18 protein-coding genes are annotated in these 24,972 nt (G+C 64.7%); 4 read left to right on the top strand and 14 right to left on the bottom strand.

What is annotated here, in order from left to right:
- Nucleotides 1-2 precede the first annotated feature (2 nt).
- The 7 genes from OIK40_RS00765 to OIK40_RS00735 form a co-directional block, all read right to left on the bottom strand.
- A complete protein-coding gene (locus OIK40_RS00765; RefSeq protein WP_273675389.1) occupies nt 3-3,479 on the bottom strand; it encodes an error-prone DNA polymerase in 3,477 nt (1,158 codons plus the stop codon).
- The gene (locus OIK40_RS00760) at nt 3,479-4,921 is read right to left on the bottom strand and encodes a UdgX family uracil-DNA binding protein (protein WP_273675388.1); all 1,443 of its coding nucleotides are present in this window, start codon (nt 4,919-4,921) and stop codon (nt 3,479-3,481) included. Before OIK40_RS00760 ends, OIK40_RS00765 begins: the two co-directional genes overlap by 1 nt.
- A 94-nt stretch (nt 4,922-5,015) precedes the next feature.
- Nucleotides 5,016-6,254 (bottom strand): putative DNA modification/repair radical SAM protein, encoded by a 1,239-nt coding sequence (locus OIK40_RS00755; RefSeq protein WP_273675386.1) that lies wholly within the window; start codon nt 6,252-6,254, stop codon nt 5,016-5,018.
- Between the two features lie 84 nt (nt 6,255-6,338).
- Entirely contained in the window at nt 6,339-6,671 is a 333-nt protein-coding gene (locus tag OIK40_RS00750; RefSeq protein ID WP_273675384.1) for a PilZ domain-containing protein, read from the bottom strand.
- Nucleotides 6,672-6,727: 56 nt separating this feature from the next.
- On the bottom strand, nt 6,728-8,344 hold the full coding sequence (locus OIK40_RS00745) for a DUF6504 family protein (protein WP_374211768.1): 1,617 nt from the start codon (nt 8,342-8,344) through the stop codon (nt 6,728-6,730).
- On the bottom strand, nt 8,241-8,939 hold the full coding sequence (locus tag OIK40_RS00740; RefSeq protein ID WP_273676040.1) for a recA-like protein: 699 nt from the start codon (nt 8,937-8,939) through the stop codon (nt 8,241-8,243). The genes OIK40_RS00745 and OIK40_RS00740 overlap by 104 nt, the downstream gene beginning before the upstream one ends.
- 208 nt (nt 8,940-9,147) lie before the next feature.
- Nucleotides 9,148-10,551 carry a sodium-dependent transporter gene (locus OIK40_RS00735; protein WP_273675380.1) on the bottom strand — a complete coding sequence of 468 codons (1,404 nt, stop codon included), beginning with the start codon at nt 10,549-10,551 and terminating at the stop codon, nt 9,148-9,150.
- Nucleotides 10,552-10,689: 138 nt separating this feature from the next.
- Here OIK40_RS00735 and panB point away from each other — a divergent pair, with 138 nt between their 5' ends.
- A complete protein-coding gene (panB, locus tag OIK40_RS00730; protein ID WP_273675378.1) occupies nt 10,690-11,562 on the top strand; it encodes a 3-methyl-2-oxobutanoate hydroxymethyltransferase in 873 nt (290 codons plus the stop codon).
- A gap of 62 nt (nt 11,563-11,624) precedes the next feature.
- Nucleotides 11,625-12,692 (top strand): DUF475 domain-containing protein, encoded by a 1,068-nt coding sequence (locus OIK40_RS00725; RefSeq protein ID WP_273675376.1) that lies wholly within the window; start codon nt 11,625-11,627, stop codon nt 12,690-12,692.
- Here OIK40_RS00725 and OIK40_RS00720 read toward each other — a convergent pair.
- The 6 genes from OIK40_RS00720 to OIK40_RS00695 form a co-directional block, all read right to left on the bottom strand.
- Nucleotides 12,670-13,632 carry a bile acid:sodium symporter family protein gene (locus OIK40_RS00720; protein ID WP_273675374.1) on the bottom strand — a complete coding sequence of 321 codons (963 nt, stop codon included), beginning with the start codon at nt 13,630-13,632 and terminating at the stop codon, nt 12,670-12,672. The two genes, OIK40_RS00725 and OIK40_RS00720, sit on opposite strands and share 23 nt — an antisense overlap.
- A 48-nt stretch (nt 13,633-13,680) precedes the next feature.
- On the bottom strand, nt 13,681-15,162 hold the full coding sequence (locus OIK40_RS00715; protein ID WP_273675372.1) for a tetratricopeptide repeat protein: 1,482 nt from the start codon (nt 15,160-15,162) through the stop codon (nt 13,681-13,683).
- The gene (prsR, locus tag OIK40_RS00710; RefSeq protein WP_273675370.1) at nt 15,146-16,510 is read right to left on the bottom strand and encodes a PEP-CTERM-box response regulator transcription factor; all 1,365 of its coding nucleotides are present in this window, start codon (nt 16,508-16,510) and stop codon (nt 15,146-15,148) included. The genes OIK40_RS00715 and prsR overlap by 17 nt, the downstream gene beginning before the upstream one ends.
- Nucleotides 16,510-18,657 (bottom strand): XrtA/PEP-CTERM system histidine kinase PrsK, encoded by a 2,148-nt coding sequence (gene prsK / locus OIK40_RS00705; RefSeq protein ID WP_273675368.1) that lies wholly within the window; start codon nt 18,655-18,657, stop codon nt 16,510-16,512. The genes prsR and prsK overlap by 1 nt, the downstream gene beginning before the upstream one ends.
- A complete protein-coding gene (locus OIK40_RS00700) occupies nt 18,636-20,021 on the bottom strand; it encodes a TIGR03013 family XrtA/PEP-CTERM system glycosyltransferase (RefSeq protein ID WP_273675367.1) in 1,386 nt (461 codons plus the stop codon). The genes prsK and OIK40_RS00700 overlap by 22 nt, the downstream gene beginning before the upstream one ends.
- Nucleotides 20,022-20,142: 121 nt before the next feature.
- Entirely contained in the window at nt 20,143-21,495 is a 1,353-nt protein-coding gene (locus OIK40_RS00695) for a helix-turn-helix domain-containing protein (protein WP_273675366.1), read from the bottom strand.
- Nucleotides 21,496-21,671: 176 nt separating this feature from the next.
- On the opposite strand from OIK40_RS00695, the gene OIK40_RS00690 reads away from it, so the two are divergent.
- Nucleotides 21,672-23,270 (top strand): isocitrate lyase, encoded by a 1,599-nt coding sequence (locus OIK40_RS00690; protein WP_273675365.1) that lies wholly within the window; start codon nt 21,672-21,674, stop codon nt 23,268-23,270.
- A 93-nt stretch (nt 23,271-23,363) separates the two neighbouring features.
- Nucleotides 23,364-23,549 carry a hypothetical protein gene (locus OIK40_RS00685; protein WP_273675364.1) on the top strand — a complete coding sequence of 62 codons (186 nt, stop codon included), beginning with the start codon at nt 23,364-23,366 and terminating at the stop codon, nt 23,547-23,549.
- Between the two features lie 95 nt (nt 23,550-23,644).
- On the opposite strand, the gene OIK40_RS00680 is transcribed toward OIK40_RS00685, so the two are convergent.
- Nucleotides 23,645-24,970, bottom strand: coding sequence for an amidohydrolase (locus tag OIK40_RS00680; RefSeq protein ID WP_273675363.1), 1,326 nt, complete (start codon nt 24,968-24,970; stop codon nt 23,645-23,647).
- Nucleotides 24,971-24,972: the final 2 nt, after the last annotated feature.

The following is a 24,972-nucleotide window of genomic DNA, read 5'->3' as shown; positions in this document are numbered from 1 at the left end:
CCCTAATGGAAATCACGCGATTTCGGCAAAATCCGGTGATCGCGCGGATGTCCGGTGACATTGGGCCGGGGGGCGATTTCATCAATCATGTCGCGCGAAGCCGGGGGACCTCTTTCGGGCATCGGACGGTTGACCTCGTCCGCGCGGGCGAGCGGGGCTTCCAGCAGATCATCCGATAAAGCGTGCAGCGCCGCGGTCGCGTCGGTCATGTGGGCGGCGATCACGTGGATCACCTCGTCATCATATTCGACGCGCCCCCTCACCTCCATCAGCCGCGCGCCCATCACCACCTTGCGCTGCTTCTCCTTGAGGTCGGGCCAGACAACGAGGTTTATCACCCCCGTCTCGTCCTCGAGCGTGATGAAAGTGACCCCCTTCGCGCTGCCGGGCCTCTGCCGGATCAGCACCACGCCCGCCACCTGCACCATGCTGCGGAATTTTCTCTCCCTGAGATCGCAGGCACGCACAAAGCCGCGCGCGGCGAGACCGGGTCGCAGGAAGGCCATGGGATGCGCCTTCAGGCTCAATCGGGTGGTCTGGTAATCGGCGACCACCTCTTCCGACAAGGGCATGCCGGGCAGGCGTATCGCCGCGCGCTCGGCCCCTTCCTCGCGCACGCCGGCCGCGCGGAACAGCGGCAGATCGGGCGCGGATATGAGGCTCCTCGCATCCCATAGCGCCTGCCTGCGCGAGAGGCCCAGCGAGGTAAAGGCATCGGCGCTGGCGAGCCGTTCGACATGGGCGGGCGACAGCCCGGCGCGCACGCGCAGGTCGGCCACGTCACGATAATCGCCATTCTCTGCGCGGCTTGCCACCAGCGCGGCGGCGACGTGTTCGGGCAGCCCGTCAATCTGGCGCAGGCCAAGGCGCAGAGCCTCACCTTCCAGCGTGCAGTCCCATGCCGAATGGTTCACATCCACCGGCAGCACCTCGACCCCGTGCTCGCGCGCATCACGCACGATCTGTGCGGGGGCGTAGAAACCCATCGGCTGCGAATTGAGCAACGCGGCGGCGAAGGCGGCCGGGTAATGGCATTTGAGCCAGCTCGACACATAGACCAGTTGCGCGAAGCTTGCTGCGTGGCTTTCGGGGAAGCCGTATTCGCCAAAACCCCTGATCTGGTTGAAGCAGCGTTGCGCGAAGTCGCGATCATATCCGCGCGCGACCATGCGTTCGACCATCATGTCCTGCAATTCGTCCACCATCCCCCGGCTGCGGAAGGTCGCCATCGCCTTCCTCAAGCGGTTGGCTTCGAGACTGGAGAACTTCGCGGCATCCAGCGCGATTTTCATCGCCTGTTCCTGAAAGATCGGCACGCCTAAAGTCCGCCCGAGGATGCTGGTGAGCTCGTCGGGCGGGCCGTGTTCGGGCGCGGGCGCGGGGATCTGCACCGGCTCCGCGCCGCGCCTGCGCTTGAGATAGGGGTGCACCATGTCGCCCTGAATCGGGCCGGGGCGCACGATCGCGACCTGAATGACGAGATCGTAGAATTCGCGCGGGCGCAGGCGCGGCAGCATGTTCATCTGCGCCCGGCTTTCGACCTGAAACACCCCGAGCGAGTCGCCCTTGCGGAGCATAGCGTAGGTCTCCGGGTCCTCGCGCGGGACGATAGCAAGGGTGAGTCTGCGCCCGTGGTGATCGGCCAGCAGATCCAGGCACTTCCTGATGCAGGTCAGCATCCCCAGCGCCAGCACGTCGACTTTCAGGATGCCGAGCGCTTCGATATCGTCCTTGTCCCATTCGATGAAACTACGCTCGGGCATGGCGCCGTTGCCGATCGGAACGGTCTCGCTCAAGGCACCCTCGGTGAGGATGAAGCCACCGACATGCTGGCCAAGGTGGCGGGGCATGCCGATCATCTGCTCGGTGAGTTTGAGCACGCGGCGCAGGTGCGGGTCGGTGATGTCGAGCCCGGTTTCGGCAGCGTGCTTCTCGCTGATCTCGCGCCCCCATCCGCCCCACACGGTGCGGGCCAAGGCGCTGGTCACATCCTCCGACAACCCCATCGCCTTGCCCACTTCGCGGATCGCCATGCGCGGACGGTAATGGATGACGGTCGCGCAAAGCCCTGCGCGGTGACGGCCATATTTGCGGTAGATGTACTGGATCACCTCCTCGCGCCGCTCATGCTCGAAATCGACGTCGATATCGGGCGGCTCTTTCCGCTCCTCGGAGATGAAGCGATCGAACAGCAGCTGATGCTTGGCCGGATCGACTGAGGTGATGCCGAGCACATAGCATACCGCCGAATTGGCCGCAGAGCCGCGCCCCTGACACAGGATCGGCGGATCGCAGCCCCGCGCGAAATCGACGATGTCCTTGATGGTGAGGAAATAGCGCGCCAGATCGAGCTTCGCGATCAGCGCGAGTTCGCGAGTGAGCGTCTGACGCACGGTATCAGGCAGGCCATCGGGATAGCGCCGCCCCGCCCCCTTCCAGACCTCGCTTTCAAGGAATTGCTGCGGGGTCTGGCCATCGGGATAGATTTCCTCCGGATATTCGTAGCGCAGTTCGTCGAGGCTGAAGCGGCAGGCATCGGCCACCTCGCGCGCCGCAGCGATGGCGTGCGGCCAGCGGGCGAAGAGGCGCTGCATTTCCTGAGGTGACTTCAGGTGCCGCTCGGCATTGGGATGGAGAAGATGCCCGGCCTTGGCGACCGTGGTCTTGTGGCGGATCGCGGTCATCACGTCCTGCAGCGCGCGGCGTTCGGGCGTGTGGTAGTGGACTTCGTTGGTCGCCAGCAGCGCAAGACCGTTTTCCTGCGCGAGAGCATCCAGTCGCTCGATCCGGGCGATGTCGTCCCCGCGATAAAGGTAGCTGGCGGCAATATGCCGCAAGGTCGGCAGCTGGCGGACGAGATGGGGGAGGATGTCGGCAAAGGGCAATTCCCTTGCGCCATCCAGGCGCAGGCCGGGATCGCTGTCGGCCAGCGGTCCCGCATCAAGTCCGGGACGACGGAAGGGGACAACATTGCTCGGCACCTTCAGCATGAACGCGGTGTCCAGATTGTCGGGCGGCAACAGGATCAGTTGCACGCCTTCGGAATGCTCCGTCAGCATCCCAAGCGTGATCTGGCACACGCCCTTATCCTGCCACTCGCCCTCTGGCGTCTGCATCCGTCCTGCGCTGATGAGACGGCACAGGCGGCCATAGGCGGCGCGGGTTTCGGGGTAGGCGAGGAAGGCCAGCCCCTCGACGGTCTCGATCCGGCAGCCGATCACGGGCTTGAGCTTCAGCGTCTTCGCCTCGGTATGGAGCCGCACCACGCCGGCCATCGAATTGACGTCCGCAATGCCCAGCGCATCATAACCCGCCGCATGCGCCGCCAGCACCAGATCGACCGCATCCGACACACCGCGCAGGAAGCTGAAGCAGCTGAGCAGACCAAGTTCGACGAACGGCGCGCGCGGCGGGAGGGCGATTCCATCGGGATCGAGCTGCAAGGTGCGCTTGTCGGGGGTGAGCGGCGCGTCGGGCATCAGCCTGCCTTGAGCCGCTCCCGAACCGCCGTCAGGTCGGCCGCAAACAAACGGGCCTGCTCCTCGCGGGCCGTGCCGTCCAACCGCAACAGATAGGACGGGTGCACCGTCACCCGCAGCTCCGCGCCGTCATCAAGCCGGATCGCCCTGCCCCGTTCGCGAGTGACGCTGACCGTGCGGCCCAGCATCCCCCGCGCGGCGCTCGCCCCCAGCGCCAGCACGATGCGGGGTTTGACGATGGCCCGCTCGGCATCGAGCCACCAGCGGCAGGTATCGATCTCCTTTGCGGCGGGAGACTGGTGCAGGCGATGCTTGCCCTTCCAAGTGAACTTGAAGTGCTTGACCACGTTGGTGAGATAGGCGGCGCTGCGATCGATCCCCGCGCGGGTCAGATATTCGTCCAGCAATTGCCCCGCCGGGCCGATGAAGGGGCGACCGGCCAGATCCTCCTGATCCCCCGGCTGTTCGCCGACGATCATCAGCGCCGCTTGCTGTGGCCCCTCGCCCGCAACGGCGCGGGTGCCGCAATCGGCAATCGGGCAATCGCGGCAGGCAGCGATAGCTTGCGCGATTTCCGCCAGCGAACCGGGGCGCGCCCGTTCCTCGCGTGCGCCCGCCTTCACCATCGCTGCCTCACGCGCCTGTGCGCCTGCGATCAACTGCGGGATGAGCTCGGCTTCGGGCAGGTTCTTCCAGTATTTCTTCGGCATCTCCGACAGCATCGCGGAGACCTTCAGTCGCGCCGGATTGAAGATCGAGGCGTAGTAGGAGCGCCACAGATCCTCTACCGGATCGCCGCCGGGGGCGTCCTCTGCCTTCGCCGACGGGCCTTCGCGCATCACCTCGCCATCCCAGTGGATGCTTCCGCGCGGAGTCAGGATCGACCAGCGCATATTGGCGAAACGGCGCATGAAAAAGCCCGCCTCTGCCCGGACGATATGGTGATCGGGTTCGAACCAGGCGACGAAATGGGGCGTGCCGTCTTCCTCCTGAACCTCGCGGAAGCGGACGAAGGCGTGCATCTTGTGCGCATCGCGGCGCACCGATTTGGCCAGTTCCTCGATCCGGCGCACCTCCGGATCGGCTTTGTCTTCCATTGTGCGCGGGTTGCGCTGGAGCCGCCACAATACGCGGTAGAGCAGCCCGAAACGCGCCGGATCGGTGTGGAGTGCAGCGCTGCGGGCGAGGGTCAGGAAGCGCCGGCTGACGCGCACCGGCGGGGCGTCTGCAGGCGGCACGGGCAGGCGTTTCTCGCCGCGAGACGGGCATTCGGCGGCGAACAGATCGCCCGTCCCGCCCGGCTCGATCCACGACACCCGGTCAGGCGGCACATCGCACTGGATCAGCCCCCGCGCCCGCTCGCGCCAGAAGGCGAAATCGTCGGGTGCAGGCAGATGCACCGCGTAGTGAGAGCCGAGCGAGACGTTCTGCATTGCAGTCATGCCCCTCTCCGTTCGTGTCGAGCGCTGTCGAGACACCCAGCGCCAAAGCCTCTCGACTTCGCTCGAGGCGAACGGATGAAAGCGCTCTTCTCCATCAGAACAGCTCCAGTTGTTCCTGCTTCGGCGCGAGCAGGCGGCGCAGGTCGGCGCGGTCGGTCAGCAAGGTCGGGCGCCAGTCGATGGTGCAGATGAACGGGCGCACCTTGGCGATCGAAGCGGTCAGACGCGCCACATCGTCGAGCCGCAGCCGCCGGTGCCGCCGCGCCGCAAGGATGCGCCCGACCGCCTGGGTTCCCAGCCCCGGCACCCGCAGCAATTGTTCCTTCGCTGCCCGGTTCACATCGACCGGGAAGCTTTCGCGGAACTTCAGCGCCCAGGCCATCTTGGGATCGATGTCGAGCGGCAGGTTGCCATCCGCTTCCGCCGCGTCGGCGACTTCCTGCGGCGCGAAGCCATAAAACCGCATCAGCCAGTCGGATTGATACAACCGGTGTTCGCGCAGCAGCGGCGGGCGCTTCAGCGGCAGCACGGCGCTGGCATCGGGGATCGGCGAGAAGGCGCTGTAATAGACGCGTCTCAAGCCGAAGGCGTTGTAGAGACGGCTCGCCTTGCCGATGATCGCAGCGTCATTGGCATCGTCAGCGCCGACGATCATCTGGGTCGACTGGCCCGCCGGTGCAAAGCGCGGGGCGTGGCGGAAACGTTTGCGTTCGTCCTTTGCCTGCACGATCCGCGCCTTGGTGCGCCCCATCGCCCCCTCGATCTGGCTTGCGTTCTTGTCGGGCGCGAGCCGCGTCAGCCCGCTGTCGGTCGGCAGTTCGACATTGATCGAGACCCGGTCGGCATAAAGACCTGCGCGGTGGATGATCTCCGCATCCGCCTCGGGAATGGTCTTGAGGTGGATATAGCCGCGGAAGTCATGCTCCTCGCGCAATATCCGCGCCACCTCGACCAGCTGCTCCATCGTGTGATCAGCGCTCTTCACGATACCGGAGGACAGGAACAAACCCTCGATATAGTTGCGGCGATAGAAATTGAGCGTGAGGTCCACCACTTCCTGCGGGGTGAAGCGGGCGCGGACGACATTCGAGCTTTTGCGGTTGATGCAGTAATGGCAATCGAAGATGCAGTGGTTCGTCAGCAGGATCTTGAGCAGCGAAATGCAGCGTCCGTCCGGCGCATAGGCGTGACAGATGCCCATCCCCTCGGTCGAGCCGACGCCTTTCCCGCCCAGCGAGTTCTTCTTCGCCGTACCGGATGATGCGCATGAAGCATCGTACTTCGCCGCATCGGCAAGAATTTCGAGCTTTTGGCGGAGTGTTTGCTGAACCATCGGGAACACCTTTCAAGTGTTCCTTATATGTTCCAACCCTTGCAGTTCCAAATGCAAAGCTTGCAAGCCCGCCGCACGCTATTTTCAGACAGCGCGATAGGCCGGTGCTTCATCGGGTTTGATAACGCCTTGGGCACACAGGTGATCGAGCACCGCGGGATGCATCATCCCTTCAAAAGCAACCCCGGCGACTTGCCCGTCAATCCAGGCAATCGTGCCGAGCGGCGCGTTGATTCCGGCGACCTTCATCGTCACCCGGTCGCCGATGCCTGCAAAGCCCGACTTGCCGCGGATCTTGCAACCGCCCTCGGAGATGTCGAGCAGATCGACGAACACGACGCGCGAACGCACCCTGCTCTTCACCATCAGGCTGAGGGAACGACGCTCCGAGGAGCGAGGGATCGAATCAAGGTTCATGACGAGACTTTCGCACAGAGCCGTAAATAAAGCCTAATCAGACTGGTAAAGGCAGATCACGCGAACAGGCCTTGCAGAAACCAGTCGGGGACCCCGCCCCGTCCATCGCCAGCGATGCCCTGACGATAGATCCAGTAACGCCCGCCGGCGGCATCTTCGATCCGGTAATAGTCGCGCAACCGCACGCTGGAACGTTCGCGCCACCATTCGGGAGATATCCGCTCCGGCCCGTCCACCCGCACCACCTCGCGCACCGCTCCGCGCCAGCGGAAGCGCTGGGGATAGCCATCGGGCGAGGCATAGAGCACCGCAATCGGTTCGGGCCGGTCCAGCAGTTTCAGCGGTCGGGCATGGAAGGCGAGCGAGCCCTGCACCGGCGCGACCGGATCAAGCGGCGGTTGCCAGCCCTGCGCACGTTCGGGAATGTGGCTGGCACGCGGGACCGGGCGGGTGACAGCCCCGCTACCAAGCCGCACGGCGAGCCGGTCGATGCAGGCGGCCAATGAGGTGCCGTGACGTTCCGCCGCAGCATCGAGATCGGCTTGCGACAATGCCAGTGGCTCGCTCCAGCTGGCGCGCAACTGCACCATCTCGATCCCGAACCCGGCCTCCACATCATCAAGCCGTGCGGCGAACAGGCGCAGCATATGGGTGACCTCACGGGTCGCGGCGGCAAGCTCGATCCGACGCCACAGCACCTCTCCATCAACTCGCCACAGCGCCAGTTCGAGCCGCCGCGCCCCCTCACCCCGCGCCTCCAGCGTGCGCACCATGTCGAACGCAAGGTCTTCCACCACCCGATCGAGCAGGCTGCGATGGCGGATCGGTTCCATCAGGCGGCGCTGCACCATTGGGATTGCCTGGGCGATCACCGGCAGCAGCGGTTCGGGCACGCGGCCAAGCAGCTGGTCGAGCCGCAGTAGCGGGTTGGCGGCGGGCGAGCGGCGGTTGCGGAACCGGCGGCGCAGCGCATCGCGCGCGGCAGCCTCGCCTGCCGGATCATCGGCCGAACCGCTTACCCCGGCAAGTTCGCCGAGACGCTTGATCCCCAACCGCCGCAGCACCGCGAGCACATCGTCGTCAAGCCGCAAGGCCGCCACCGGCAGCCCGCCGAGCAGGCGCAGCGGATCGTCTTGTGGGGCAAGGATGGCGGCAGGCAGACCGTAATGGGCGAGCGCCCAGGCCGCGCCCGCAGTGGATGCCAGCGCCGCGCGCACCGTCAGGCCGCGCCGGGCAAAGGCGCGGGCGACATCGGCCAGCAAGGCCTGCTCGCCGCCGAACAGGTGGGCGACGCCGGTCACGTCGACCAGCACGCCATCGGGCGGATCAAGGGCGCTCCACGGCCCCCAGCGCTGCGCCCACAAGGCGAGCTTTTCCAGCGCGGCAAGATCGCCTGCCGGGTCGGACGGCGCGGTAGCCAGTTGCGGGCACAGCGCGCGGGCATCGGCCAGCAGCATCCCCGGTCGCGCACCGGCGGCCAGCCCAGCCTGATTGGCTGCGGCAATGCGCGGGCCGTGCGCTGTCTCGGCGATCAGCGCGGTGGGCGCTTTATCTGCGACGTCGCGCTGCTCAGGCGCGAGCGCGAGCCGCCAGCGATCGACCGACAGTCGGGCGAACCAGATCGCGAGGATCCGGCGCTTCATCGGCGGCAAGGGCGTGGCGCAATGTTCCATCGGCATCGCTCAATATCCATTCACCCGGCGGGTGGGCACGGGCGCGGAACAATTCGGCATGCCAGGCGGCATGGCCGGGTGCGGCAGGATTCCAGCGCGGGCGCGGCGAGGCTGCGGCGCGCACCCGCCAGCGCATACGGGCCGAACTGAGATCGGGCTCGGCATCGATCCGCACCAGCCACAGGGCGATCCCGTGCCGCTCTGCCGCAAGACTCAACCGGCGCGAGGCGGTGAAGGTCAGCGCGCGCGGATTGCCTGCGATCTCGCCTATTACACAGGCTAGATCGCGGCAGCGCAGCCCCTCCTCCAGTGCGAAAAGCGCATCCTCGGGCGTGTTCGCCGCGACATGGATCAGGCGGTGACGCACATCGGGCGGCAATCCCTGCACGCAGGGCCGCCCGCCCAGCCGCATCGCCGCACGGTCCTGCACCCACAGGACCTGACGCGTATCTTCCGCCCCTGCCTTGTCGCCGGCCGATGACGTCAAGGCGTCACGCGCCAGAGCCAGCGCCAAGCCCGCCCCGCTGGCTTCATGCGAGCGGGCGAAGATTTCGGAGTGCATCGGTTGCAAACCCAGCCCCGGCCGCCAGCGCATATCCCGCCGCGGCACGGAAAAGCCGCGCGAGATCGCAGCGCGATGCAAGGCGACAGGCGCAGGTGCGGGGATGGTGAGAGGGACTTCGGACATGGAACGACTCGCTTGCAGGACTCCGGAGAGTCCATTTCGTTCCTATTATGTTCCATATCGGGCGTGCGATTGCAACGCCCCCGCAGGCCCCGCAGTCTTCGCCCCGCGCAGCGGGTCAGCCGATGAGGCCGAACACCATGATCGCCGCCAGCGCCAACGGACAGGCAAAGCGAACGAGAAAGCGCCAGAGCAGATGGGTGCCGCCTGAAAGACCGTTCTCGCTATCGACCAGCCGCCGGTCGGCAATCCAGCCGACGAAGATGCAGGTCAGCAACGCGGCAATCGGCATAGTCAGCTTGCTGGTCAGCCCGTCGAGCGCGTCGAGGGTGCCCATGCCTTCGAACAGCGGAATGAAGCCGAGCGGATGGAAATCCGCCAACGCACCGGTCGAAAGCGCCGAAAGCACGCCCAGCACCGCCGCCCCGAGCGTCACCAACACGGCGGCCGCACCACGGCGCAAGTTGAAGCGATCGATCACCCACGCGGTCGGCACTTCCATCAGCGCGACCGAACTGGTGAGCGCGGCAAAAGCCACCATGACGAAGAAGGCCAGCCCGATCAGCGATCCGAACGGGATTTCCTGGAACGCGTGCGGCAGCGTCTGGAACATCAGGCCAAGCCCGCCATTGGGCGCAAGACCCGCAGCGAACACAATCGGGAAAATACACAGCCCCGCGATCAGCGCCACGGCCGTATCGGCCCCCGCGATGATCACCGAAGTCCCCGCCAGATTGACGTCACGTCCGACATAGGCACCGTAAGTCACCATCCCCGCCACCCCGAGCGAGAGCGAGAAGAACGCCTGCCCGACTGCGGCCAGCATCACTTCGGGCGTGAGCTTTTCGGGTTCGAAGGTGAAGAGGTAACTGAAGGTCTGCTCCATCGCTCCGCCGAAGAAACCGTAGACGGTGATCCCCAGCAGAAGCACGAAGAAGGTCGGCATCAGATAGACCGCAACCTTCTCGATCCCGCCCGAAACCCCGCGCGCCACAAACACCAGCGTGATGCCGAGGAACAGCAGATCGAGCATGCTGGTGATCATCCCGTCACCGATCATTGCGGGAAACAGCGCCTCGACCTCTTCGACAGGAACACCGTCGAACGCCGGACCCGTCACGCCGGTCGCTACCAGATCGGCGGCGAAGGTCCCGATGTAATAGAGCACCCAACCGCCCAGAACGCAGTAGAAGCTGAGCACAAGAAAAGCCGAGAACACGCCCAGCGAGGCAACCAGTTCCCACACCTTGGACGCGCCCGATTCCACCGCAAGCTTGCGGTAACTTTCTGGGGCGGCGGCCTGTCCGTGCCGCCCGATAAGGGTTTCGCACAAGAGCACCGGCAGGCCGATCAGGACAATGCACAGGATATAGAACAGAACAAAGGCCCCGCCGCCATTGGCCCCGGCCTCTGCCGGAAAGCGCACAAGGTTGCCCAGCCCGACCGCCGAACCAATTGCCGCCAGCACGAAAGCCGTGCGCGATGACCAGCCGTCGCGCGGTGTTCCCGAAGTCGCTACCATTATTGAAAAGCCCTCTTGTCGCCTGTCCCGGACGCGTCGCGACGCGTCAGCGCATTTGTCGCCTGTGTGCAATGTTTCGAGGGCCGCGCCAAGGGGGAGGTTTTGCGTTCTTCACGCACGAACGCTAAAGGCGGCGTCATGTCCACCACTTTCCAGCTCGACACCAGCACCAGCCGGGCCAATCCCACCCCGCAGCCTATGCGTCGCCTGACTGTGCCGCGCATCCGTGCCCGCAAACAGGACGGCGTCACAACCGAACCGCTGGTGATGCTCACCGCCTATACCGCCCGTCAGGCGCAACTGCTCGATGCGCATTGTGATCTGCTGCTGGTGGGTGATTCGCTCGGTCAGGTCATCTATGGCCTGCCTTCGACCATTCCGGTGACCCTGGAGATGATGGCCAATCACGGCGCGGCGGTGGTGCGTGGTTCCTATCACTCGGTGGTTGTGGTCGACATGCCTTTCGGCTCCTACGAAGCATCGCCGCAGCAGGCCTTCGAAAGCGCGGCCTATCTTCTGAAGCAAACGGGTGCGGCGGCCGTGAAGCTTGAAGGCGGCGCGGCGATGGCGCCGACGATCGAATTCCTCAACAGCCGCGGGATCCCGGTGATGGGCCATGTCGGCCTCACGCCGCAGGCGGTCAACGTGCTGGGCGGCTATGGTGCGCGCGGACGCTCCGACGCGGAAGCGGAAAAGATCGTGTCCGACGCCAAGGCGCTTGATGAGGCTGGTGCCTTCGCGATCGTCATCGAAGGCGTCGTCGAACCCATCGCCATCGCCGCAACGCAGGCGGTATCCTGCCCCACCATCGGGATCGGTGCTTCGGCGCAATGCGACGGTCAGGTGCTGGTGACCGAGGACATGCTCGGGATGTTCGAACGCGTGCCCCGCTTCGTGAAGCGGTACGAGGACATTGCCGGGGTGATCGACCGCACCGTTGCGCACTATGCCAAGGAAGTGCGCAGCCGCGCTTTCCCGGGCGAAGAGCAGACCTACCAGCCCAAAGACTGAACCTTTTCACTATCAACGGCACGCGCCCATCCGGCCTGCCCATCCAAGGTCCGATTTGCATCATGCAAACGCTGTTCCGGTATTACACCTTCTCGCTGATATTCACCGTCGTATGCCTCGGCCTTGCCGCGTGGTACGGCATGGCCAGTTCCGGCACGCTGATCGGCATGGCGCAGGTGATCTGGATTGTCGTGATCCTGTCAGTGCTCGAGGTTTCGCTCAGCTTCGACAACGCCGTGGTCAATGCATCGGTCCTCAAGGAAATGGACGAGATTTGGCAGAAGCGCTTCCTGACATGGGGGATCGCCTTTGCCGTGTTCGGGATGCGGATCGTCTTCCCGCTCGCGATCGTCGCGATAGCCGCCAATATCGGCCCGATGGAGGCGCTGGATCTGTCGCTCAATGATCCGGCGAAGTACGAAGAACTGGTGAGTTCGGCGCATATCGGCATCGCCGGCTTTGGCGGCGCGTTTCTGGCGATGGTCGGGATGAAGTTCTTCTTCGACGCCGAAAAGGACATTCACTGGATCGACAGCATCGAGCAGGCGCTTGCGAAAGTGTCCGCGTTACCGGCCATCGAAATCGCCGTCCTCCTGCTGGGAATGTGGGGCATTTCGACGCTGCTTCCCGTTGAGGATGCCCACACCTTCCTCGTCGCCGGGATGCTGGGCCTCGTCACCTTCATCGCAGTTGAAGCGGTCAGCCACTGGCTCGAAATGCGCGAGGAGGCGGCGCGCGCCGCCGGCGCGGTCGTACGCAGCGGGCTTGGCGGATTCCTGTATCTCAACATCCTTGACGCCAGCTTCAGCTTTGACGGCGTGATCGGTGCCTTCGCTTTGTCGAACAACATGATCGTGATTGCTCTGGGCCTGTCGATCGGCGCGATGTTCGTGCGCTCGATGACAGTGCATCTGGTGCGGCAGGGGACGCTCGCAGAATACCGCTATCTCGAACACGGCGCGTTCTGGGCGATCGTGGTGCTCGGCGCGATCATGCTGGTTTCGGCGGTGGTACACATTCCCGAGACCATAACCGGTCTGATCGGCGCGATCCTGATCGGGCTTTCGTTCTGGTGGTCGGTGCGCCACCAGAAGGCCGAACGCCTCGCTAACCCCGCGCCAGACGCGTAGCCAGCGGCGCGGCCAGCACCAGCTGGGCCAGGTGATAAAGCAGCAGCGGGGCGATCACGAAGCCTGCATTATCGGGCGGAAACAGGATCGCCGCCAGCGGCGCGCCGATGGCCACGCTCTTCTGCGATCCGGCAAACAGGAAAGTGATGCGGTCCGCACGCGGTAGGCCCAGCAGTCCGCCCGTGCCCCACGCCGCCCCCAGCGCCAGCGCCAGGAGCACCAGCACCAGCGTCACCAGCACCGCCCAGTCGGCCGGCGCGAACAGGCGCATCAGTCCCTGTTCGACGGCACCCGAAAAGGCGACATAGACCGCCAGCCCGATTACCGCACGATCCAGCCACGCGATGCGCGCACGGTGCGCGGCAATGCGCTCGATCACCCGGTCTTGCACCACTTGCCCGATCACGAAGGGCAGCACGAGGATCAGGCCGATACGGATAATCGCCTCGCTGCCGATCTCCCCCGCCTCGCCGCCGCCTAGCAGCGCGAACAGCGGCGCACTGATGAACACGCCTGCGATATTGATCAGCGCGGCGCCCACGACCGCCAGCGCGACATTACCATGCGCCAGACTGGTATAGGACGTTGCAGACTGGATGGTTGATGGCAGGCAGCCGAGATAGATGAATCCCATTGCCACCAGCGGCGTCAGCATGCCCGCGGCAAGGCTCGCAAAGCCCAGTCCTGCGAGAGCCATGCCCCCGAACACGAAAAGCATCAGCGGTCCGAAAAAGCGCCAGTTGGCGATCCCCCGCGCAATCTCGCTGCGGCGGATGCGCATGCCGTTGACGAGGAACAGCAGGAAAATGCCGCCATTGGAAACGTGGCGCGCGACATCGCGCCCTTCGCCTGCGGCAGGCACGACAAAAGCCAGCGCCGTTGCGATCAACAGCACGGCGATCATCGGATCGGACAGCAAAGGCAGACGACGCAGCAGCATGGGACGAGCGCCCTGCCCCGCCTCAAGACAATTGTCGAGCGCCCCGATTCAGCGCTTCGCCAGCGGCGGCGGGCGAAGTTCGGCGCGCAAGATGTCAAAGCGTGCGGCCTCGTCACTCTGTCCGAGCTCGCGGGCGGCCTGGGCACGCAGGGCAAGCAGCACCGGATCATGCCCTCCGCCCATAGCAATCGCATGATCGAGCAACATCGCGCTGCGCTGCCATTCTCCGCGACGGGCCAGCGTCTGTGCCAGCGCGAGGATTGTTGCAACATTTTGCGGCTCGCCTGCGACATGGCGGGCCAACAGCGTATCGGCCGCTACATCGTCATCCATCAGGCGATACGCATGAACGGCCTTGCGGGTCAGCGGCCAAGGCCGCCGGACACGCGCCGCAGATGCGTAATCTGCCAGCGCAACCTCAGGCTGTCCGCTGCCTAGGGCTGCATCACCTGACAGCTGGGCAAAATCCGCGGAAGCCGGAAACCGCGCGCGATAAGCCTGCGCGGTGCCACGCGCAGCCACCCAATTGCCCGCCACCGCCAATCCGCGCAGCTCGGCCACCGGTTGCGGTAAGCCCGGACGCAATGCCAGCGTCGCCGGAACATCCTCCCCCGACGCATAAGCACGCTCAAGCAAAGGCGCCGCCCGGACGCGATCACCCAGCCGCTCGTATCCGCGCGCCACCAGCATCGCGAGATAGGCGGAAGCTTCGGGCCTGGCCGCCTCAGCCGAGAAGCGTTCCACCAGCTCCCCCTCGCGCCCGCTCAGCAGCAAGGCGCGGGCAAACAGATCGCGCACCCGTGTATTGGCAGGCTGGCGCGCGGCAAGGCGTTCAAGCTGCTGCGCCGCGCTGGCATCATTGCCCTGATCAAGGCTGATCAGCGCATCAAGCAACAACGCCGCAGGGACGCCGCGCGCAGTCATCCCGCTGCGTTCCAGCAGGCTGCGCGCCAGCACCGGCTTACCGCCGCGCTGTGCGAGAACGGCCTGCAGATAGAACACCCGCGGATCGCGCGGCGCGATTTCAGCCAGCTCGCGCACCGCCCTCAGCATGTCGCGGTGCCGGCCTAGATCACCCAGCGTCGCGGCATATTCCGCCAGCGCATCGGCGTTGGAAGGATCCGCGGTCAGCGCGGCCTCGAACCACGGCAGCGCGTCGGCAAAACCATGGGCGTCGCGCACCATCAGCGCGCGCATGAGCAGCGCCGGAGCATGATCCGGGCCGAGCTCCAGCGCCCGCTCGGCCGCCGCGATTGCGGTCAGATGCTCGCCTCCGCGAAACCGCAGACGGGCAATCGCAACCCACAGATCGGGATCATCGGGGTCACGCGCGCGCGCTTCGTCGAGGATGCGCCCGGCTTCAGCCAGCCGACCACCCGCCATGGCCGCATCGGCATCATCGAGCAAGCGCGCGAAGGCAGGCTCCGGCGCACCAGAAGCGGCCTGTTCCGGCGGAGTGCTGCGGCTGTCAGAGCATCCAGCCAACGCCAGCGCCAACAGCAGCGCGATAGGCCTAAGCCTGAAGATCATATTGCTTGAGCAGATCGTATAATGTCGGTCTGCTTATCCCGAGCAGTTTGGCGGTACTGGAGATATTGCCCTCGCTGCGAGCAAGCGCATGACGGATCACACGGCGATCGGCGGCCTCGCGTGCCGCCTTGAGGTTGAGCACCTCGGCGCTTTCCTCGTCCGCGTCACCGAAATCGAGATCCTCTGCATGAACCAGCTTGCCATCGGCCATGATCACCGCGCGTTTCACCCGGTTTTCCAACTCTCGGACATTGCCCGGCCAGTCATGCGCATCAATCGCGGCCAGCGCATCGGGGGCAAAGCCGGTCACCTGCGGGTTCATTTCGGCGGCAAAGCGTTTGAGGAACACCTTGGCCAGCAGCACCGAATCGCCGTGTCTTTCGGCAAGGCCGGGAATGCGGACCACGATTTCAGCGAGGCGGTAAAACAGATCTTCGCGGAAAGTGCCCGCCGTGATCATGCTTTCCAGATCCTGATGGGTTGCGCACACTATCCGGGTGTTCACCGCGATCGCGCGCCGCCCGCCGATGCGCTCGATGGTGCGTTCCTGAAGGAACCGCAGAAGCTTGACCTGCAAGGGCAGCGGAATGTCGCCCACCTCGTCAAGGAACAGCGTGCCGCCATGGGCGCTCTCGATCTTGCCCTCGGTGGTCTTGACCGCCCCGGTAAACGCGCCCTTTTCATGCCCGAACAGCTCGCTTTCGAGCAGGTTTTCGGGGATCGCCGCACAATTGATCGCGATGAAGGGGCCATCGGCACGGTCGCTCGCATCGTGCAGCCCCTTGGCCAGCAGCTCCTTGCCCGTCCCGCTTGCGCCCAGCAGCATCACCGAAACGCTGGTCTTGGCAACGCGCTCGATCGTGCGCGCAACCTTCACCATCTCCGGCGCACCGGTGATCAGCCGCCCGAGCACTGTCTTGTCGGCGCTCGCGCTGGCAAGCAGGCGGCGGTTCTCCTCCTCGATCTGGTGCAGGTTGTAGGCGCGCCGCACGATCAGCCCGAGAGCGTCGATATCGAGCGGCTTCTGGTAGAAATCATAAGCCCCGCGCTCGATCGCCTGCAGCGTGCTCTCGCGCGCGCCATGGCCGCTGGCAACGATCACCTTGGTATCGGGCTTCAGCGCCATGATCGCGTCGAGCACGGCAAAGCCTTCGCTGGTGCCGTCGGGATCGGGCGGCAGGCCAAGATCGAGCGTGACCACAGCGGGCGCCTCGGCCCTCAGCGCGGCCAGCGCACTGTCGCGATCCCCGGCGATGATCACCGAGAAATCGTCATAGGCCCATTTCAGCTGTGCCTGCAGGCCCGGATCATCCTCGATCACGAGCAGCGGGGGTTTCTTGTCAGCCATCAGGCGACCTCCCGGGAAGTTGGATCATCGGATTGCGTAGCGCGGCCGATCAAACGTGCTGCATCGCTCAGCGGCAGCACGACGGAAAAGCGGGTGCCGAGCCCCTCGCGGGATTCAACCGCTACCCGGCCGCCCATCGTCTTGACCAATTCGCGCGCCTCGAAGGCGCCAATGCCGAACCCGCCCGATTTGGACGATACAAAGGGTTTGAACAGGCCGCTACGCACGAATTCAGGGCTCATGCCGCAGCCGGTGTCGATCACGTCGATCATCCCGTTAAGCCCCTGAGTGGTGACATCGAGACAGACCGGCATGCCCGGCCCGCTGGCGTCGACGGCATTCTGCACCAGATGCACGAGTGTCTGTTCCAGCGCTTCTGGATCGCCCATCACCTCCACACTGTCCTCCCGGGTAAGCATGACAGGGTGCACCGGACGGAACCGCTCGGCGATCTTGCGGGCCAGTTGCGCCAGATCGATCGACACCAATTCATGCGACGGGCTCGCGCCGTAGCGGCCGAGCCGGGCGAGCAGCGCCGCAAGCTTGTCGGCCGAATTGCGCAGCGTCACCAGCATGTCGGCCCGGAAATCGGGATTATCAGCGTGCTTCTGGGCATTGCTCGCCAGCAGGGAAAGCTGACTGGCAAGGTTCTTGATATCGTGCATGACGAATGCCATGCGGCGGTTGAAGTCATCGAAACGGCTGGCGTCCATCAACGCCTGCTGGCCGGCCTGCTCCGAGAGATAACTCGCGAGCTGCTGGCCCACAACGCGCAGAAGGTCGAAATCCTCCCAGTCGAGCCGCCGTTCGATCCGCGGACGCGCGAGGATGATGACGCCGACGAGCCGGTCGAAATGGATCAGCGGCACCAGCGCCCAGGCATCCTCCGCCTCCACCAGCCATTCGGGCAGATGGGCAGTCTCGCCCTGATGGTCGATGCCCCCGCGTACCTCGTCGAGCGCGATGATCAGATTATGCTGTTCGAGCAACCCGGCCAGCCCGTGTTCCGCGGCAGCGGCAGGCACTGCAATGGTCGGCCAGTTCCAGCGCGCGGTCAGTTCCAGCTGGGCCTCTTCGTTCGGCATCAGCAGCAGGCCGGCGGGGCTTTCGGTGATGTCGGCCAATGCCTTGACCGCGCGCCCTTCAAGGCTCGCGCCCCCCGCACCGCCATGGCCGATCGTGCGTGTGAACCGCAGCCATTCCTCGCGATAGTCGTAGCGGTGCTGGAACAGGTGCTTTGTCGCCGTAACCCGCAGCCAGCCGCGCATGCGCGGCGACGGCAGAACGGCAATCGCCGCAGCAGCGGCCAAGGCGATGAAGGCGATCTGGCTGGTCCGCGCAAAGTCCCCGCCCACCAGCGGCAGCGACTTCGCGACCACCACCATCAAGGCAAGATAAACCCCGATCAGCACCAGTGACAGCGTGCGGAAGGTCACCGCGCGCGAAGGGCTGAACTGCACCCGGGGCCCTGCAGGACTGATGCCCAGCGCGAACAGCACACCCATGACACCCGCGAACACCCCGCGGCCGTCACGCAGGAGGCCCGGATAGTCGCCGCCCAGATAGGCGATGGTTGCAAGGTTGAGATCGTAGGCAAAAATGCCGGACAGCGCGATCACCGACCACCGTAGAATATAACGCGATCCTGTGGCAGCGCCGGCGTAAAGATTGTGCAGCAGCATCAACGCGCCGATCGCCATCAGCATATCGATCAGCATCCGCACTTCGAAAGCGGCTCTGGCAATGGCCGGGAAACCCGCACCACGCAGTTCGAGGCCCAGCACCGGCAGCTGGCACAATTGCACCATCACCAGCGTTATGATCACCGGACGGATCGGTTTGAGGCTGGCGGCACGGCCGTCGGCGGAGAACATGAAGAAAATCGCCGCGATCAGTGCAAGGTTGCGCGCCATTATCGCAAGCGTGCCCGTCACGTGATCGGGGCCAAGCCCCGCAAACAGAGTGCAGGCCGCGCAGCCCGTCGCGCTGGCGATCGCCAGCGGCACGCGGTCGGGACGCGCCGGATCGCCGCAGTTCCAGATCCAGACCAGCGCACCGCCGCTCAGCACCGCACCGGCGATCCACGCGAACCATGCGGCCAGCGCCATGGTTTCCGGCAGGCCGTTCACCGTGCGCCCTCCGGCCACAGCACCACCCGCACCGTCTGGAGCAGGATCACCAGATCAAGGAAAGGCGTGTAGTTCTTGGCATAGTAGAGATCATATTCGAGCTTGCGGCGGCTGTCCTCGACCGAGGCACCATAGGGATAGTTGATCTGCGCCCAGCCGGTGATGCCGGGTTTGACCATGTGCCGTTCGCCGTAGAACGGAATTTCCTCTTCGAGACTTTCTACGAAGGAAGGCACTTCGGGACGCGGGCCAACAAAGCTCATGTTACCCTTCAACACGCTCCAGGTCTGGGGCAGTTCATCGATCCTGACCTTGCGGATGAAGCGGCCAAGCCGGGTGATGCGCGGATCGTTTTCCTCGGCCCACTTGGCCCCGTCCTTTTCCGCATCGGTGCGCATCGAACGCAGCTTGATGAGCGTGAAGGGCTCGCCGTAAAGCCCAACGCGCTGCTGGCGGAAGAAAGCCGGCCCTTTGCTGTCGAGCTTCACCAGCAGCGCAAACAGGAGGATGACGGGCAGCGTCAGAGCCAGCAGCACCGAACTGGCGATGATGTCGAAGATGCGCTTCACCGCGCTCGAAAACATCCGCCCGCTGGAAAATCCATCGGAGAAGATCAGCCAGCTGGGGTTGATCGTGTCGAGATCGACGCGGCCCGTCTCGCGTTCGATAAAGCTCGAAAAATCGTTGACGTGCACGCCCTTGGTCTTGATCCGCAGCAAGTCTTTCAGCGGCAGCGCATTTCGGCGTTCCTGCAAGGCCAGCACCACCTCGGACACGCCGAGGTTTTCGACGAAGCGGCCGAGATCGTGAATCGCGGCGCGCGGGATCGCCTCGTCCAACCGGCGGTCGCTTTCGCTCATGGCGATGAAGGCGACGATCGCGAAGCCGGATTCGGGCCTGTCGCCAAGGTCGCGCAGCCGCACTGCACGGTCGCTGGCGCCGAGCACCATCACCCGCCGCCGGAATGCCGAAGAACCGAGGAAACTGGTCAGCAGCAAGCGGTCGGCCACGAGCACAAGGATCGCGAGGCCCATGGTGTAGAGCAGCGTCGATCGCCAGAAGAAGTCGCTCGGTACGATGAAGTCGATCACTGCCAGCGCAATAATGCCGAGGCTGATCGCGACCAGCACCCGCGCGCCCGCAAAACGTAGCGATCTGAGTGCGTTGGGGCCGTAGACCCCGACCGCGATCATCGCCAGCCAGATGATCATCGCCGTGCCGGTCAACGGAAGCCAGCGCAACGCGAAATGATCGATTTCCATCCCGATCTGGCCCGCGCGCAATTGCCACGCCAGCTCGCTGGCCAACACCAGCAAGCACAGATCGAGCAGGCCGAGCAGCAGCACGGCGTGCGGGATGTAATGCTTGAACAGGCGGATCATGACGAAGCGGGCCTCTGGTGCATGCGAGGCCCGGTTTTAGCGATGAGACCTTAAGTGTCGGTAAACTTTACACCTCTGGCTAGGCTTGCTTTTCCGCGGTTTTCGAAGGTTAACACCGCACTCAGAACCCCGCTCTGGGGCGCGACGGTGCGCTGGCCATGCGCGCCGGAGCGGGTGTGAGACACTCGGCCCGCCCGCAACGCAGACAAGGTGTCCCGAGCGGCACCGCATCGGCCGGATCAAGCGAGACACCGCGTGCCAGCGCCAGTTCCCCAGCAAAGCGCGCTTCGATCCCTAGCACTACGGCGCGGCGGGCCGCACACATCACGCCATCGCCGTCGACCGTGCGTGTGATCGTGAACCAGTGGCGCGGCGCGGCCTCGCCCTCGCTGAAGGTCACTGCCTGAGTCAGCACCGCGCCGGGCCGTTCGAAGGCGGCATAGGGGATCCACGCAGGCCAACGCGCACCGTCGAGAGGATAGAGCGCTCCGGCACCACCCGCTGTAAATCCTGCAAGCCGTCCGGCGCGGTCGATGGTCGCGGTAAAGAACGGCAGTCCGCGCTCGCCCACCCGCCCTAGCGTGGTGAGCCGCTGTGCGACCTGATCGAAACTCACGGCAAAACGGCGTTGCAATACCGCAAGATCGTAACCGGTCTGCTCGCAGGCGCGCAGGAAGCGGCGATAGGGCAGCAATAACGCACCGGCGAGGTAATCGGTGATGTGTTCGCGGAAGATTTCGCGAGCTTCAGGCGACGGCAGATTGACCCCGGCCACCAATGTTTCAATCGCCTCGCGCATTTCCAGCGCGCCGACCTGCCGGGCGATCTGGAACCGCCGCGCTGCGCCGGGAAGCATTTCGGAAAGCTGCAATTGGCGCGCATGAAGATCGAGCCGGTGAACCTGCCCCGGCATCACCTCTGCCGGAAGGACGCGCACAGTCATGCGATGCTTTTCCCGCAACCGTTCGCCCAATGCTGCGCTGATCTCCCCGCGCGACAGGCGCAATTCGTCGGCCAGATCCTCGGCGGCATGATCAAGATCGGCAAAATGGTTCTGCCAGCGCTCGATCGCGCGGCGCGCGGCACCGGCGGCATCCTCTCCCTCGGGCCGCCCGCTGCCCGCCTGATCGTAAAGGCGCGCAAATGCGGCGGCGATCTGCGGCGCAGCAGCAAGAAATTCCTGCACTTCCTCGCGGTCGATCGCGAGGTCGGCGAAACGCTTGTCGGTCATACGCCGCACCAACCCGTCGAGCCCGCCGATCGCCTCGTCCTCACGCAGGGAACGCGGGTCAAAATCGAACCGTTCGATGACCTGCACCAGCACCCGCGCGGACAGCGGCCGCTGGTTGCGCTCGATCAGGTTGAGGTAGGAAGGCGAGATGCCGAGCGCGGCAGCCATCGCCGCCTGAGTCAGCCCTTCGCGCTTGCGCAGACGCCGCAGTGCGGGTCCGGCGAGGAGGTTGGTATCAGCCATTCCGCTTTGTAAATTACTTTACTGATTGACACAAGATTACAGCCGAATGTCGGCATAGCGACACGATTTTTTGTAAGTTTTCCTGTCATGCTGCGCCGCAACACGGCAAACCCTGCCCATCCGATGGCGCGAGTCTTCGACGGCCCGCCGCTCCCCAGGACGGACAGGAGATGAATATGACCTACCAGAACACGATCACCCGGATGCGCGAAATCGTCACCGCCAACGGGCCGAGCTGGGCTGCAATCGACCCCGAGAACGCCGCGCGGATGGTGATCCAGAACCGTTTCGCCACCGGCCTCGACATCGCCAAGCACACCGCCAAGATCATGCGCGCCGACATGGCCGCCTATGATGCCGATCCCGCGCGATACACCCAGTCTCTGGGCTGCTGGCACGGCTTTATCGCGCAGCAGAAGCTGATCGCGATCAAGAAGCACTTCGGCACCACCAAGCAGCGCTACCTCTACCTCTCGGGCTGGATGGTCGCCGCGCTGCGCAGCGAATTCGGCCCCCTGCCCGACCAGTCGATGCACGAAAAGACTAGCGTTCCCGCGCTGATCGAAGAGCTCTACACCTTCCTCAAGCAGGCCGACGCCCGCGAACTCGGCATGATGTTCCGCGCGCTCGACAAGGCCCGCGAAGCCGGTGACGCCGTCGAGGCCAAGCGGCTCGAAAACGCGATCGACAATTACGAAACCCACGTCGTGCCCATTATTGCCGACATCGACGCCGGCTTCGGCAACGCGGAAGCGACCTACCTTCTCGCCAAGAAGATGATCGAAGCAGGTGCCTGCGCGCTCCAGATCGAAAACCAGGTTTCGGACGAAAAGCAGTGCGGCCACCAGGACGGCAAGGTCACCGTGCCGCACGAGGACTTCCTCCAGAAGATCCGCGCCTGCCGCCATGCCTTCCTTGAAATGGGTGTGGAAGACGGCATCATCGTCGCCCGTACCGACTCGCTCGGTGCCGGCCTGACCAAGCAGATCGCTTTCTCGAAGGAGCCGGGTGATCTGGGCGACCAGTACAACAGCTTCCTTGATGCGGATGAAGTCGATCCGGCCAACATCACCAACGGCCAGGTCTTTATCAGCCGCGACGGCAAGCTGCTCGCTCCCAAGCGCCTGCCGTCGAACCTTTACCAGTTCCGTCCCGGCACGGGCGAGGACCGCGTCGTGCTCGACTGCATCACCTCGCTCCAGAACGGCGCGGACTTGCTGTGGATCGAGACCGAGAAGCCGCACGTCGAACAGATCGCCAAGATGGTCGACCGGATCCGCGAAGTCGTGCCCAATGCCAAGCTGGTCTACAATAACTCGCCCAGCTTCAACTGGACGCTGAACTTCCGTCAGCAGATTTTCGATGCGTGGGAAGCAGCCGGCAAGGATGTCTCGGCCTATGATCGCGACCGCCTGATGAGCGTGGACTACGACGGCACCGATCTGGCTGCCGAAGCCGACGAGAAGATCCGCACCTTCCAGCGCGATGGCGCTGCACGGGCGGGCATCTTCCACCACCTCATCACGCTGCCGACCTATCACACGGCCGCGCTCAGCACCGACAATCTCGCCCGCGAGTACTTCGGCGAGCAGGCCATGCTTGGCTACGTCAAGAACGTGCAGCGCAAGGAAATTCGCGAAGGCATCGCCTGCGTGAAGCACCAGAACATGGCCGGTTCGGACATCGGCGATGATCACAAGGAGTACTTCGCTGGCGAAGCCGCGCTGAAGGCCGGTGGAACGCACAACACCATGAACCAGTTCGAGGCTGCGTAATTTGTGGTTTGCCGGAAGGTCGCTGTTTTGCGGCCTTCCGGTTGACCGCAAAGCCGCCTAAGGACTCGGGATATTCACCCGAGGAGAGTGACCATGAGCGATACCGATACCCCGAAGACCGAACCCGCCCGCGCCCGTGCGCTGCTCTCGACTGCGGATATGAAGCTGCTGCGCCGCGCGCTTGAAAGCCATGCGCGCAACACCGAAGACCGTGAAGAGCTGGCGAAGATCAACGCCCTGCACCACCGCCTCGGGACCTACGTGCCCGCTTCGGAATAACCCAATTCAAAAGTTCTCCTGGGGAGGAGAAACGGCCGTCGGAATGCTTCCTTTCAGGAGGCGCTCCGGCGGCCGTAATCGTTTCTGGCGGCTGTCTACCCGCCCTTTTTCGGCATCAGGTCAAGCGTCGCTGCGGTCATCGCCTCGGTGGCGGTGGCGATCACCACAGGGGCATCCGGCGCCCAGAAGGGCGAGTGGAGCGAAGGCAGTTCGATCTCGCCTTTCTGCGCCTTTTCCCATTCGGTTTCCCGCACCCCGCCGACCCAAAAGATCAGCGACTCCACGTTTTCGCGGTCGGCGCGGTAAAACTGGCTGAAGTCCTCCCCGCCCATCACCGCAGGGGTTTCCATCACCCGACCTTCAAAACGGGTCTTGAGGCCCGCCATCACGCGGTCGGTGAATTCCGGGGTGTTGTAGGTTGCGGGCGTATAGGGATCCTGCACCGTCACCTTGGGCAATTTGTCCTCGGGCATCCCGGCCGCCAGCGCCTCTCCCCGCGCAATCCGGGCGATCCCGTCGAGCAGGTGCTGCCGCGTCTTGTCGGCATAGCTGCGCACAGTGATCTGGAGCCGCGCTTCATCGGGAATGATGTTGTGCTTTGCCCCGGCCTGGAAGCTGCCGACCGTAACCACAGCCGGTTCCTGCGGATCAAGCTCGCGGCTCACCAGCGTCTGCAACCGGCTGACAATACTGGCGGCGATCACGATCGGATCCTTGGTTGTATGCGGGTAGGCGCCGTGGCCGCCCACCCCGGGCACCACTACGTCGACGGAATCGACATTGGCCAGCGCAAAGCCCTTGGAATAGCCGATGAAGCCCGCGGGGGCCTGCGCCGCATCATGGAAGGCGAGCACATAATCGGGCTTGGGAAAGCGGGTATACAGCCCGTCGTCGAGCATCGCCTTGGCGCCCTCCCCGATTTCCTCGGCCGGTTGGAGGATCATCACCAGCGTCCCCGACCACTGGTCACGGCGCTCGGCCAGCAGCTGCGCGGTGCCGATCCACGCGGTCATATGGGTATCGTGACCGCAGGCGTGCATAATGCCGGTCTCGATCCCGCTCGCGGGAATGCCCTTGCGCTTGGAGGCGTAGGGTAGCCCGGTCTGCTCGATCACCGGCAGCCCGTCCATATCGGCGCGCAACATCACGACCGGACCGTCGCCGTTCGTCATCACGGCGACCACGCCGGTCTTGCCAACGCCTTCGGTCACTTCGAAACCCAGCGCGCGGGCGCGGGCGGCGAGCTTCTTTGCGGTCTCGACCTCCTGAAACGACAGCTCCGGATTGGCGTGCAGATCCTTGTAAAGCTCGACAAGCGCAGGCATGTCCGCCGCCACCGCGTCGCGCAACTCGTCCGCCTGCGCGGGCACCGCGATCAGCGCCAGCGCGCTCGCCCCTGCCAATGCGAAACCGATTTTCATGG

Source organism: Erythrobacter fulvus (assembly GCF_028595285.1).
Lineage (GTDB): Bacteria > Pseudomonadota > Alphaproteobacteria > Sphingomonadales > Sphingomonadaceae > Erythrobacter > Erythrobacter fulvus.
Note: the sequence above shows the minus strand (reverse complement) of the source record. Positions and strands in the feature narration are given on the sequence as shown.